10 protein-coding genes are annotated in these 13,119 nt (G+C 70.5%); 3 read left to right on the top strand and 7 right to left on the bottom strand.

Annotated elements, in window-relative coordinates:
- Positions 1–23: 23 nt before the first annotated feature.
- Complete coding sequence (locus tag QK288_RS14555) at positions 24–1,565, bottom strand: DUF2142 domain-containing protein (RefSeq protein ID WP_281264998.1); 1,542 nt, start codon at positions 1,563–1,565, stop codon at positions 24–26.
- A gap of 133 nt (positions 1,566–1,698) precedes the next feature.
- Here QK288_RS14555 and rfbC point away from each other — a divergent pair, with 133 nt between their 5' ends.
- From rfbC to QK288_RS14540, 3 genes are all read left to right on the top strand, one after another.
- On the top strand, positions 1,699–2,307 hold the full coding sequence (gene rfbC, locus QK288_RS14550) for a dTDP-4-dehydrorhamnose 3,5-epimerase (protein WP_281264997.1): 609 nt from the start codon (positions 1,699–1,701) through the stop codon (positions 2,305–2,307).
- 8 nt (positions 2,308–2,315) lie between these two features.
- Positions 2,316–3,179: a glucose-1-phosphate thymidylyltransferase RfbA gene (gene rfbA, locus QK288_RS14545; protein ID WP_281264996.1), complete on the top strand. Its 864-nt coding sequence runs from the start codon at positions 2,316–2,318 to the stop codon at positions 3,177–3,179.
- A 119-nt stretch (positions 3,180–3,298) separates the two neighbouring features.
- Complete coding sequence (locus QK288_RS14540; RefSeq protein WP_281264995.1) at positions 3,299–5,095, top strand: glycosyltransferase; 1,797 nt, start codon at positions 3,299–3,301, stop codon at positions 5,093–5,095.
- Here QK288_RS14540 and QK288_RS14535 read toward each other — a convergent pair.
- The 6 genes from QK288_RS14535 to QK288_RS14510 all read right to left on the bottom strand — a co-directional run bounded on the left by QK288_RS14535 (position 5,092) and on the right by QK288_RS14510 (position 13,044).
- On the bottom strand, positions 5,092–6,237 hold the full coding sequence (locus QK288_RS14535; protein WP_281264994.1) for a glycosyltransferase family 2 protein: 1,146 nt from the start codon (positions 6,235–6,237) through the stop codon (positions 5,092–5,094). The genes QK288_RS14540 and QK288_RS14535 overlap by 4 nt on opposite strands.
- Positions 6,238–6,290: 53 nt before the next feature.
- Positions 6,291–7,136, bottom strand: a complete 846-nt coding sequence (locus QK288_RS14530; protein WP_281264993.1) for a glycosyltransferase family 2 protein — start codon at positions 7,134–7,136, stop codon at positions 6,291–6,293.
- Positions 7,133–8,248: a glycosyltransferase family 1 protein gene (locus tag QK288_RS14525; protein WP_281264992.1), complete on the bottom strand. Its 1,116-nt coding sequence runs from the start codon at positions 8,246–8,248 to the stop codon at positions 7,133–7,135. The genes QK288_RS14530 and QK288_RS14525 overlap by 4 nt, the downstream gene beginning before the upstream one ends.
- A gap of 16 nt (positions 8,249–8,264) precedes the next feature.
- Entirely contained in the window at positions 8,265–9,506 is a 1,242-nt protein-coding gene (locus QK288_RS14520) for an ABC transporter ATP-binding protein (RefSeq protein ID WP_281264991.1), read from the bottom strand.
- A gap of 4 nt (positions 9,507–9,510) precedes the next feature.
- A complete protein-coding gene (locus QK288_RS14515; RefSeq protein WP_281264990.1) occupies positions 9,511–10,407 on the bottom strand; it encodes an ABC transporter permease in 897 nt (298 codons plus the stop codon).
- A gap of 69 nt (positions 10,408–10,476) precedes the next feature.
- Positions 10,477–13,044 (bottom strand): glycosyltransferase, encoded by a 2,568-nt coding sequence (locus tag QK288_RS14510; protein WP_281264989.1) that lies wholly within the window; start codon positions 13,042–13,044, stop codon positions 10,477–10,479.
- Positions 13,045–13,119 lie beyond the last annotated feature (75 nt).

Here is a 13,119-nt window from a genome sequence, read left to right as displayed (position 1 = left end):
CCCTGGGTGGTCAGCGCCGCGCGTCAGTAGAGGGTCACGTGCCACTGCACCACGGACGCGACCAGCGGCACGACCGCGAGCGTCGTGAACAACGCCGCGCCGCCGCGGTCGCTCACCCGTGCGCGGATCGGGACGAGTCCGGCGATGCCGACCCCGAGCAGCGCCACGAGCGGAGCGAAGTACCGACCCTGCACGCCGACGACGTCGGGGGACCCCACCACGTTGAAGGTCAGGTAGAGCGCGACGATCACGGCGAGCGCGGTCACGGCTCCGACGACGGCCATCCCGAGCGCGACGAGCCGCGGCAGCCGGTCCGCGACGACCGCCGCGAGGACGACGCCGATGACGGCGATCGTGCTGAACGGCTGCATGAGGTCGACGGCGTTGTACCCGAACGCCCCGACGAGGCCGTGCACCCACCACTCGCCGAACGATGCGACCGACCGGCCGAGGATGCCGGCCAACGCCGTCGGGTGCTCGAGCAGGAAGTGCACCTGCCGGCCGGAGTCGATGCCCTGCCAGACGCCCACCCGCTGCAGTCGGATGGCCTTCGCGATCGGGCTGGTCACGGACAGCAGGACGAGCGTCGGCACCGCGGCGACGACCAGGAACGCTGCGGCCGCACCGAACTCGCGGAGCGTCCTGGGTCGCCCGGCGGCGTCCGATCGACGAGCGGTGGTCCACCTGGCGAGCGGGACGAGGAGCGCGAGCGCGAGGAGCAGCACGTACGTGGGTTTCGCGGCCACGACGCCGAGGCCGGCGGCGGCCGTCCCGATGACGATCGCGAGGCGGGGGTGCTGGTCCGTGCAGAGCCGCACGATGCCGGCGACGAAGAGCATGCAGATCGCGGTCGTGAAGGAGTCGGCGGTCGTGTACGAGTCCAGGAACAGCACGCTCGGCAGGAGCCCCACCGCCATCAACAACCAGCGGGACCGGCTGCGTCGGAGCAGACCGATGGCGAGTGTCGTCAACCCGATCGCGACGAGGGCGTTCACGACCCGGCCGAGCACCATCACCGTCGCGACGTCCTGGTGCAGTGCGAGGCCGATCCGCATCCCCACGGCACTCGGCAGGTACGGCACGAAGCTCGACGCGCCCGCGTTGGTGAAGTCGACGGACTCGGTGGGGGAATCGGGGCCCAGGACGACGGAGCCCAGCTCGTCGTACTGGGCGCGGTCGCGGAAGTCGTGGCGCTGGAAGTACGGGGCTCGGTAGTCGACGTGGTTCGCCCAGTCCCACCCGAGCATGTCGAAGCGCTGCAGGTCGGTCGGGATCTCCCCACCGAAGGTCCGGCCGTCGTCCCGGAGCTGGGGGAGCAGCTGTCCCTGCTGCACCTGGTACGCCCGGTTGACGTGCGACTGCTCGTCGAGCCCCCAGCCGGCCGGCACCGCTGCGATGAAGTACCCGACCGTGACGGCCGCGACGATCGCGTAGAGCACCGGTGCGGCACCGAGTCGGCGCAGCAGTCGGCCGATCGGCCCGAGCACCGGGTCGAGGACACGCCGCGGTCGAGGTGGCAGCTCCCGCACCGTGGTGCCGGACGGTTCATCGACGTTCGCGAGCATGTTCTCTGGTTCCCCCAAGGATGTGACATCCGGAAAAGTAGCGGATCGACAACTGGCAATCGGGCAACGGCACGTCTCGGTTTGGTGAAGGTGCTCGCAGGGCGGTGATCGGGGTCCTTGCTAGGCTGCTCCGGTGCAGATCCGCGAACTGAAGATCCCCGGCGCGTGGGAGTTCACCCCCGTCCAGCACGGCGACGCACGAGGAGCATTCCTCGAGGCCTACCGCGCCGACGTCCTCGAGGAGACCGTCGGGCACCCGCTCGACCTCCGCCAGGTGAACATGTCCGTCTCGTCGCGCGGCGTCGCGCGCGGGATCCACTACGCCCTCGTCGCGCCGAGCCAGGCCAAGTACGTGACGGCCGTCCGTGGCGCGTTCATCGACTACATCGTCGACATCCGCGTCGGGTCGCCGACGTTCGGGCAGTGGGACTCGGTCCGCATCGACGACGTCGACCGCAAGGCCGTCTACCTCTCCGAGGGGCTCGGCCACGCGATCGTCGCGCTCGAGGACGCCTCCACCGTGAACTACCTCGTCAGCGCCCACTACAACCCGGAGCGCGAGAAGGGCATCACGATCCTCGACCCGACCGTCGGGCTCGAGCTGCCGGACGGCATCGGCGAGCCGGTGCTCTCCGAGAAGGACACCAGCGCACCGACGCTCGAGCAGGCGGCCGAGCTCGGTCTGCTGCCGACGTACGACGAGTGCGTCGCCTACACCGAGTCCCTCCGGACCAAGAACTAAGGAGACCCGTGAAGGGCATCATCCTCGCCGGCGGTTCCGGCACGCGCCTCTGGCCGATCACCAAGGGCATCAGCAAGCAGCTCATGCCGATCTACGACAAGCCGATGGTCTACTACCCGCTGTCGACGCTCATGATGGCCGGCATCCGCGAGGTCCTCGTGATCACGACGCCGGAGTACAACGAGCAGTTCAAGGCGCTCCTCGGCGACGGCTCGGCCCTCGGCATGGAGATCCAGTACGCCGTGCAGCCGTCCCCCGACGGCCTCGCGCAGGCCTTCGTCATCGGCGAGGACTTCATCGGCGACGACAGCGTCGCGCTCGTCCTCGGCGACAACATCTTCCACGGCACCGGTCTCGGCACCAGCCTGAAGAAGAACACCGAGGTCCAGGGCGCGACGATCTTCGCGTACCACGTGGCCGACCCGAAGGCGTACGGCGTCGTGGAGTTCGACGACGACTTCACCGCGGTCTCCATCGAGGAGAAGCCGGCGGAGCCGAAGTCCAACTACGCCGTTCCCGGCCTGTACTTCTACGACAACAAGGTCATCGAGATCGCGAAGACCATCGAGCCGAGCGCCCGCGGGGAGCTCGAGATCTCGACGGTCAACGAGCGCTACCTCGAGGCGGGCGAGCTCGGCGTGCAGGTCCTCGACCGCGGAACCGCCTGGCTCGACACCGGCACGTTCGAGTCGATGATGCAGGCCTCCGAGTACGTGAAGGTCATCGAGGACCGTCAGGGCTTCAAGGTCGGCTGCATCGAGGAGATCGCCTGGCGCAACGGCTGGATCGACGACGCACAGCTCGCCGACCTCGCCGCACCGCTCGTCAAGGGCGGCTACGGCGTCTACCTGCAGAACCTGCTGCGCGGCTGACGATGGCCCGAGCGGGGCTGCGCCGGTTGCTGGGGCGGCCCGGCTCGCCCGAGCCGGCCACGTCGGCACCGGACCCGACCGACGGAGGCGAGACGAGCCTCCCGGTCGACACGTCCCTCGTGACGGACGCGCCGCGACCTGGTGACGGCGGCTTCGACGTCGTCGTCACCGTCGCGGAGTCCGCGTACCGCGACGGCGCATACCTGGCGGCGGTCGCGGCCGCGCGCGCGGCCGGCGCGGCGTCGGTCGTCGTGAGCGCGTACGACGTGCACGCCGGTCCGACGAGCGTCTACCCGGCCGTCGTCGACGGCGACGACCACGTCGCCGCCCGCGCGACCGTCGCGGCCACCTGGGGCGGCGCGGTCGCCGCGGCACGCCCGCTCCTGACGAGCGCATCGGTCGTCGTCCAGGACGCGTCCGTCACGGTGCCGGTCGACGGGTACGGCCGCCTGCTCCGCGCGCTCGGCCAGGAGGCACGGGTCGCCCTGGCCGTCGTCCGCACCGGGGACGACGTGGTCGCGAGCGCCGGTGCGGTGCTGCCGCGTGCGACGGCTCCCGTCGCGTCGCTCCTCCGGGGCCACCCCGCCGAGGACGCCGAGGTCCTCGACGGCGTCGCCGTCTTCGCCGCTGACGAGCCGTGCTTCGCCACCCGCACGGCGGACCTGGCGGCACCGGTCCGGACCGTCGACACCCGCACGGCCGTCGCCCGGCTCACCCGGGACACCGCGGACGGTGCTGACGGCGACTGCGTCGTCGTGCCGCTCGGCCGGGTCTACCGGACGACCGCGCTGCGTGAGCGCCGCTACGACACCGATGCCGCTGACGCCCTGCTCGCCTGGGGTGGACGGACGGACGACACCGCCACCGCCGCGCTCGGCCGACTCGGCTTCGTGCCGGGCGTGCCGTCGGCCGACCAGGTGGGCGCACCGGTCGCGCTGCGGGAGCCGATCGTCCGGGCCGAACGCGGTCCGGGGCGGCTGACGCTCCTCGACCGCGGCGAGCGGCTCCGGTGGTCGATCCGGATCGCCGCACACCCGGGACCCCGCGGGGACGACTGGGGCGACACGTTCTTCGCGCGCGACCTCGCCGCCGCACTCCGGTCCCTCGGGCAAGAGGTCGTGATCGACCACCGCGAGTCCCACGTCCGGCCGTTCTCCGAGCACCTGGACGACGTCGCACTGACGCTGCGCGGGCTCGACGACACCCCCGTGCACCCATCGGCGACGAACGTGCTCTGGGTGATCTCGCACCCCGACCTGCTGACACCGGCCGAACTCGCCCGCTACGACCTGCGGTTCGCTGCCGGACCGGCGTGGGCGTCCCGCACGGCGTCGTCGACCGGGTTGCCCATTGCTCCGCTCCTGCAGGCCACCGACCCGGCGCGGTTCCACCCGGGCAGCCAGGACCCGGCGTACGCGGGGCTCGACACGGCGTTCGTCGGCAAGACCCGGGCGGTGTTCCGGCCGGTGGTCCGCGACGCCGTGGCGGCCGGTGCCGACATGGCGGTGTGGGGCGAGGGCTGGGAGGGGCTGCTGCCGGAGGGCGTGCACCGCGGTGTCTTCGTGCCGAACGACGAGCTGCCGGCGCTCTACCGCAGCGCTCGCGTCGTGCTGAACGACCACTGGGACGACATGGCGCGGGACGGGTTCCTGTCGAACCGGCTCTTCGACGCCGCGGCATCAGGAGCGCTCGTCGTCACGGACCCGGTCCCAGGCGTCGACGAGCTGTTCCACGGTGCGGTCCGGACGTACGACTCGGTGGAGGCGCTGCAGGCGCTCGTCGCGGGCGGGGAAGCGGCGACGGACGAGCAGCGCCGCGTCCGCGGGGAACGGATCGGCGCGGAGCACTCGTTCGCGCGCCGGGCAGCGGTGCTGCTCGACGCCGTCAGGAGCGCGCGCGCCGCGTCGGCTCGCTAGCGGCGGCGGACCCGGCGCGCGAGGTCCCCGGCCTTGTCGGCGAGCCGGACCACCCGCCTGGCGTGCATCGCGGCGAGCTCGGCGTCACGGGCGGCGGTCTCGCGGATCGCGGCCTCGGCACGCTCCCGTTCGAACTGCACGGTCGAGCGGAGCGTGTTCGCCGTCTCCTCGCCGACGCGGACCTGGTCCTCGAGCTCCTCGATCCGCAGGTCCCGCTCGGTGATCGCGCGCCCGAGGGTCTGCAGGCGGAGGAGTTCTGCCGCGGGGACGAGCGGGTCGCTTCCGGCGTCCACGGCGGGGGAGCCGGCGCGGCGCAGCACCTCGGCCACGCCGTCGTCCCGGGTGAACGGGCCGTCGACGGCGTCCTCGTCGGTGACGAACCGGAGCGCGAAGGTCGACTGCAGGACGCCCTCGTGCAGCCGCCGGTAGTCGCGCATGCCGTGGTGGCGCGGGCTCGGGGTCAGGTCCGGGTTCGCCTCGTAGGCCTTGCCGCTCACGTCGACACGGTGCTCGTACTGCTTCCAGGAGCGCCACGGCAGGTGCAGGACCTCGAGCCGGAGCGCATCGGGCACCGGGGCGCCGTTGGCGACGCTCACCTGGTGGTTGCCCTGCACGACGGTGACGTCGGGGGAGCCCACGTGGATCGCGTTGGTGGTCGGTGGTGCGACGAGGCCGGCCGCACGGAGGTCGTCGACGGAGCGCTCGTCACGCCAGTGCAGTCGCTCGATGCCCCCGCCGGACTTCGCGAGACGACCGGTGAGGTTCACGACCGGCACGGTGAACGCGCCGATGGCGGGGTCGAGCCGTTCGAAGACCTGTCGCACCGTCAGGGAACGGTCCACCGGGACGATGAACTCGTCGGCGTCGGCGTTGACGACCCAGTCGGCGTGGTGGACGGTCGCCGCGTCGCGTGCCATGCCCGTGACGACGGTGCCCTGCTGCTTCCGGTGCACGGGGTCGTGTCGCAGGTCCACGGTCACGTCGTCGCGTTCGGCGAAGGCCGTCAGGAGCTCCGTCGTGCCGTCGACTGATCCGTTGTCGGTGATGACGAAGACGTCGAACCCCTGCGCGACGTGGTAGTCGAGCCAGGCGGGGATGACGTCCGCTTCGTCGCGGACCATCAGGGTGACGGCGAGGATCATCGGGGAGAACTCCGGTTCGGGAACGGGTCGGGCTGCGGTACGACGCTAGTGGGTCAGCGGGTGTGGGTGGCGCGGGCACGCACGGACAGTGCGACCTTCAGCGCGACGCGGAGTGGCCAGAGCCACCACGCGGAGTACTTCTGCGCGAGGAACCGGTAGGCGCTCTCGTGGTGGGCCTTCCGCATGCGCTCCGACGAACCCTTGGTGGCGGTCCCGCCGACGTGGACGGCGGTGGCCGACGGGTCGTACACGTTGCGGAAGCCGGCCTTGCCGATCCGCCAGCCGAGGTCCACGTCCTCGAAGTACATGAAGTAGCCCTCGTCGAAGCCGCCGAGCCGGTCGAACACGTCCCGGCGGACCAGCACGCACGCGCCGGACAGCCACCCGGCGTCGCGCCGGGCGGAGTGGTCGCCGTCCTGGCGGTAGCGCTTGGTCCACGGGTTCCCCGGCCAGACGTTCGCGAACGCGGCGTGCCCGAGTCCGGTCCGGAGCGACGGCACCAGCCGCGCCGAGGGGTAGACCTCGCCGGTGGGTTCGAGGAGTCGGGGCCCGACGGCGCCGATCGTGGTGTCGGCGGACGCCGTGGCGATCATCCGGTCGAGTGCGAGCGGTTCGAGCACGACGTCGGGGTTCGAGACGAGGACCCATCGGACGTCCCGGTCGAGCGTGGCGACCGCGCTGTTCGCCGCGGCACCGTACCCGCGGTTCTCGCCGAGCTCCAGGAAGCGTGCGCCGGCCGCCTCGGTGATGCCGCGGAGCTCGTCGGCGTCGGCGGAGTCGTTGTCCGCCACGACGACCTCGACGTCGTCGGCGCTGGCGTCCGCCGTGGACGTGAGGAACGGCGGCAGCACGTCGAGGGAGTTGTACGACACCGTGACGATCGCGGCCCGCCCGCTCATGCGAACACCCCGAGGTGGGCACGGGCACACGCGGCCCAGGTGAAGCCGTCGGCACGAGCACCGGCGCGCTCCACGCGGTCCGCCCTGACCGCGGGGTCCTGCGCGAGCAGCTGCTCGAGTGCGTCCGCGATGGGGCCGGCGTCCGGCTCGGTGTAGGTGACGGTGTCGCCGCCGACCTCCGGGATCGCCAGACGGTCCGTGGTCAGGACGTCGGCACGCGACGCCATCGCCTCGAGCACGGGGAGGCCGAAGCCCTCGGCGATGCTCGGGTAGGCGACGACGCGGGAGCCACCGAGGAAGGCGCGGAGCTGGTCGATCGGCAGGTACCCGAGGTAGCGCAGCGGCGCCCCCGGTCGGTCACCGGCCGCTTCGAGCTGTCCGCGGGCGGTCTCGTCCCAGCCGAGGCCACCGGCGACGAGCAGCGCGGGGACGTCGGTGCCGGTGCGGTCGGCGAGGGCACGGTGCGCTGCGATGAGCTCCGGCACGCGCTTCCGTGGTTCGACGGTGCCGAGGAACGCGATCCACTCCGTGCCGTCGTCGATCCGGTGGGTGCTGCGGAAGGCCGCGACCTCGTCGGCGCCCGGTGCGTGGAACAGGGCGGCGTCCACCCCGAGGTGGGCGACCACCGTCGCCGTCCGCGCGGGACCGGCGAACCGGTCGAGCTCGCTGACCGTGGCGGCACTCGGTGCCACCGTGGCACGGGCGAACCGGCGCGCAAGGCGCGTCCAGGTACGGAAGAAGAGCACCTTCAGTCTCGAGTGCGCGGCCGGGTCGCTGAAGAAGGTCGCGTCGTGCAGGGTGACGACCGTCCTGGAGGCACGGGTCACCGGGAACGTGTAGTGCGGGCTGTGCAGGATGGTCGCCCCGACACGGCGCACCGCACGGGGCAGGCCGATCTGCTCCCAGACGAACCGCGCCGGCCGCGAGGCGGTCCACCCCGGCGCCGCGTGGTAGCGGTGCACCGGTGCGAGCCCGCGGAGCCAGTCGAGGTCACCGGGCTTCGCGATCACGTCGACGCGGACGTCGAGGTCGGCCAGGCCGGTGAGGAGCCCCGAGATGTACCGAGCCACCCCGCCACGGTTCGGCGGGACCGACGTGGCGTCGATCAGCACCGGCCGTTCCTGCACGTCAGCCCTTGACCTGGCGCTCGGTGGTCTTCGTCCAGGCGATGCCGGACTGCGTGTCCTCGTCGACGACCACGAACCGCGCGGCCTCGCGCTCGATGACGATGTGTTCGCCGTTCGGCTTCGCGAGGAAGACGTGCACGAAGTACTGGCCGCCACCGAGCCGCAGGTCGGTGAGGTGCCACTCGACGGTGGCCGTGCCGCGGAGCGGATCGTGCCGCACCTGCGTCTGGCGGCTGTCGATGCCGAACGCGGGGTGGCCGAGGTGCGTCTCGATCTTGATGCCGGCACGCCACTCGGGCAGGACGTCCTTGTGCGAGAAGGTCGCACGGATCACCAGGTCGTCGCCGTGGCGGTGTTCGGCCCCGGGGGCGCGGCCGGGGATCTCGAGCTCGACGTGCTCGACCTTGCCGGGGTTCGCGTCCGCCTCGGGGTTCGCGGCCTCGGCCTCGGCGACACGACGGCCCTCGAGGATCTCGCGGAAGTTCTTCACCGCGAGGCGCGCCGAGCCCTGGAACTTGACCTCGCCGTGGTGCAGGACGACGGCGGAGTCGCAGAGTTCCTGGACCTGTCCGAGGGAGTGCGACACGAGGATGATCGTGCGGCCCTGCTCCTGGAACTCGCGGATCTTGTCGAGGCACTTCTTCTGGAACTGCTCGTCACCGACCGCCAGGACCTCGTCGACCAGCAGGACATCAGGGTCGGTGTTGATCGCGACCGCGAAGGCGAGCCGGACGTACATGCCGGACGAGTAGAACTTCACCTGGGTGTCGATGAAGTCGCCGATGCCGGAGAACTGCAGGATGTCCTCGAAGCGGGCCTCGGTCTCCTCCTGCGTCTGGCCGAGGATCGCGGCGTTGAGGTAGACGTTCTCGCGGCCGGTCAGGTCGGGGTGGAACCCGGCGCCGAGCTCGATGAGTGCGGCGAGACGACCACGGCGCTCGACCGAACCCGTCGTCGGTTCGAGGATGCCGCCGATGGTCTTCAGCAGCGTCGACTTGCCGGAGCCGTTCGGGCCGAGCAGCCCGATCGTGGTGCCGGCCGGGATGTCCAGGCTGATGTCCTTGAGCGCCCAGAAGTCCTCGCTGTGCCGACGTCCGGCGCGGCCGAGGGTGACGATGCGCTCCTTGAGGGAGTTGTCCTTGCGGATCGTGAAGCGCTTCGAGACGTTCTTGACCGTGACGACGGCCGGTGCGTCGGTGAACGGGGACCGGGTCTCCTGGGCGATGTCGTTGTCGATGCTCATCGGGTCAGATCTCCTGGGCGAAGTTGCCCTGCAGCTTGGCGAACACCCGCTGGCAGACCAGCAGCGCGACGAGGCCGACGACACCGGCGACGACCAGGCGGAGCAGCAGGTGCGACGGGTACTCGGAGTCGGCACCGGCGGTCCAGAACGCACGGTGGATGCCGAGGACGGCGAGGGTGATCGGGTTGGACGTGTAGATGCTCAGCAGCCACTCGGGTGCGCGGGTCGCGACCATCTGCCAGCTGTAGACGATGGGGGAGCCCCACATGAGCAGGAGCACGAGGACCTCGACGAGGTACTGCATGTCACGGAGGTAGACGTTCGCCGCGGCGAGCAGCAGCGCGAACGCGGTGGCCCAGATCAGGATCACCAGGGTCGCCGGGAAGAAGTACAGCAGGTCGGGACGGATCCAGGCGAAGCCGCTCTGCAGGATCGCGGCCGCGAGCAGGACGACGAGCTGGACGCCGAAGTTGAACAGCGCGGCGCCGACGCTCGCCAGCGGGTAGATCTCACGGGGCAGGTAGATCTTCTTGATCAGGCCGGCGTTCCCGACGATCGACGCGGTACCGGCCGCGACGATCTCGCTGAAGAGCCCGTACAGGGTCAGCCCGGAGAACACGTAGATCGCGAACTCGGGGATGTTCCGGGACGCGCCGAGGATCTCGCCGAGCACGAAGTAGTAGATCGCCAGCTGGACGAGCGGACGGATCAGGGTCCAGGCGAACCCGAGGGCACTGTCCTTGTACCGCGACTTCAGGTCGCGGCGGATCAGCAGGTCGAGCAGCTGCCGGTGCGCGAAGATCTCGCGCAGCGACCCGATGACGGCCGTGGCCGGTCGACCGGCGGGAACCATGTGTTCCTGCCGGAGGCGATCGAACCGCTCGGTGACGATGTTGCTCAAAAGGGGTCCTTACATTCGACGCGGGCGACGGACAACTGTACATCGGCGGCCGTTGGGGGCCGCCTGAGGTCAGCGGCCGTTCTTGCTCTCCCGCATGATGCGCACCCGGTTCTGCACCTTGTCGCGGAGCCCGGAGACGCCGTTCTCGCGGAGGTACCAGGTCGCCAGACGGACGTCACGGGAGATGCCGTGGCGGCTGTTCGCGATCTGGTGGAACTGCAGCTCGCGCTGGCGGGCCGGGCTGAGGGCGACGCGCGGACGTCCGCCGGCCGCGACGGACCCCGCGGGCACCGCGGCTTCGTGGGCGCGGTCCGCGGCCACGTGCGGGTCCTTGCAGAACTCGACGAGCGGCGCGAGGGCGCGGTCCCACGTGAAGTCCGAGCGGACACGGCTGACGGCGTCACGAGCGGCCTGCGCCGCCTGCTCGTCGTAGAGCATCGACTCGAGTGCGGCGGCGAGGCCGTCGACGTCGCGCTCCTTGACCGCGACGCCCATGCCCTCCGCTGCGACGAGGTCGCCGAAGCTGTCGCCGTCCGTCGTGACGATGGGCAGGTTCGCCCACATGTAGTCGAGGATGCGCGTGCGGAACGAGAACGTGGTCTCGATGTGCGCGAAGTGCGTCGACACGCCGGCGTCGGCCTCGAGCAGGTAGTTCTGCCGGTCGTCGAGTGCGACCCACTGCTCGTTGAAGAACACGTGCTTGTTCGTCAGGCCGAGCTGGTCGCTGATGCGGCGGGTCTCGGAGACGATCGCCATCTCGGGCACGTCCGGGTTCGGGTGCGCGACGCCGAGGAAGAACAGCCGGATGTCGTCGTGGGTCTCGGCGACCTTCGCGACGGCGCGGACCAGCGAGGGGGTGTCGAACCAGTTGTAGATACCTCCGCCCCAGATGACGACCTTGTCGTCCTCGCCGATGCCGGGCGTCACGCCGCGGATCGCCTTGCGCTCGTGCTTCGGCGGGGTGGAGTCCATGCCGAACGGCGCGATGGCGATGAGCTTGTTGAGGTTGTCGTCCGCCAGGTAGTTGTCCGGGTTGACACGACCGACTCCGGCGAGCTGGCCGAGCCAGAACAGGCGCTGGCGCTCCGAGGCGCACAGGAAGAAGTCGCCGCGCTCGAGCTGGGCGTTGATGACCTCGGTCGTCGAGGTGACCTGGTTGCGCCAGCCGACGTCGCCGTTGTCGCGAGCCTGCTCGAGCTGCTCGAGGTGCATCGGGTCGTACAGGTCGACGACCATGATCTTGTTCGAGCGCTGCAGCGTCTGGAAGTGGTGGAGCGCGTAGCCCTGGAAGAAGATGACGTCGGCCCACTCTTCGTGGTCCTTCATGGTGCGCTCGTGCTGGAGCGGCACCCGGGAGACCTCGAACGTGTCGGACTTGCGGTTCGCGACGTTCCAGGTCACGAGACGGACGTCGTTGTGCTCGCTGAGGGCCTCTGCGATCTTCCACGCGCGCATGCCGGGGCCGGCCATCTTCTCGCCGAGGGCGTCGCCGGTGATGACGAGCACACGGTTTCGGTGCATCGGCTGCTCGACGTCGAAGGCCTCGATGATGGCCTGGTAGCCCTCGAGGAAGTAGCCGTCCTCGAACAGCGGCTTGAACGCGTCGCCGAAGAGCCGGAAGACCTCCTTGTCGGTCTTCACCCGCTGGCCCTGGATGCGGCGGCGGTCCTCGGACAGGCGCGGCAGGTCGGCGACGAACTGGTCGAGCGCGTAGAGGCCGGCGACGGCTTCCTTGGACATCGGCGTCGTCGGGTCGAACTCGTCCGGTGCGCCGGTGAAGCGGCGGATGTCGAACTCGCCGGAGTCGCGGCCGCTCTTCGCCACCGCGCGGCGGGCCAGGAGCGCCAGCGCTGCCGGCAGGAAGGTGCCGAGGTTCTCGTCGGAGAGGTTCTTGTAGAGCAGGTGCAGGGCGTTCCGCTCGAGCAGGTACATCTCGCGGTGGTCGCCGAACGACTTCATCGAGCCGTGGTGCTTGTGGTAGACGACCGAGCGCGGCGCGAACCGGACGCGGTAGCCGAGCAGGTTGAGGCGCCAGCCGAGGTCCACGTCGTCGTAGAACATGAACAGGCCCTCATCGAAGCCGCCGACCTCGAGGAAGACGTCGCGGCGCACGAAGAGTGCCGAGCCGGTGCCGAAGAGCAGGTCGCGCGGCTCGTCGAAGCGGCCGTCGTCGAGCTCGGCGATGTGGTTCTTGTAGCCCATGCCGAACCAGCTGAGCCCTGACTCGACGAAGTCGATCGTCTTGCCCTCCCAGTCGAGGACCTTGCTGGCCACGGCGGCGACGCGGGGGCTCGGTGCGAACCCGGCGATGCCCTCCTTGACCCAGTTGACGTCGGGCTTGGCGTCGTTGTTGAGGAACGCGACGACGTCGCCGCTCGCCTCACGGGCACCGAGGTTGCTGCCGCCGGTGAACCCGAGGTTCTCCTCGGAGACGATGATCCTGACGTTCTTCTGCTCGCCGAGCGCGGCACGGAGGCGCGCTTCGCTGTCGTCACCCGACCCGTTCTCGACGACGACGATCTCGAGACGGTCCGCCGGCCAGTCGACCTCGCTGAGGCGGGCGATGCACTCGAGCGTGTCGTCGGTTCCGCGGAAGTTGATGACGACGACGGACACGCGAGGCGCGAAAGTGGACACGGACGAACTCCATACGTCGGCTGGCGGTGGTGCCCCGGAAGGCGGCACCACTATACCGACGCCGTATCCACGGTG

Source organism: Curtobacterium sp. 9128, from assembly GCF_900086645.1.
GTDB lineage: Bacteria > Actinomycetota > Actinomycetes > Actinomycetales > Microbacteriaceae > Curtobacterium.
The sequence above is the reverse complement of the archived record's forward strand: the minus strand, read 5'-3'. Positions and strand labels throughout refer to the sequence as shown.

Bases quoted from the DNA above. Each gene is read 5' to 3' on its own strand.
- QK288_RS14520 (WP_281264991.1), bottom strand. From the start codon at position 9,506: ATGAGCATCGACAACGACATCGCCCAGGAGACCCGGTCCCCGTTCACC.
- QK288_RS14555 (WP_281264998.1), bottom strand. From the start codon at position 1,565: ATGCTCGCGAACGTCGATGAACCGTCCGGCACCACGGTGCGGGAGCTG.
- QK288_RS14535 (WP_281264994.1), bottom strand. From the start codon at position 6,237: ATGATCCTCGCCGTCACCCTGATGGTCCGCGACGAAGCGGACGTCATC.
- QK288_RS14530 (WP_281264993.1), bottom strand. From the start codon at position 7,136: ATGAGCGGGCGGGCCGCGATCGTCACGGTGTCGTACAACTCCCTCGAC.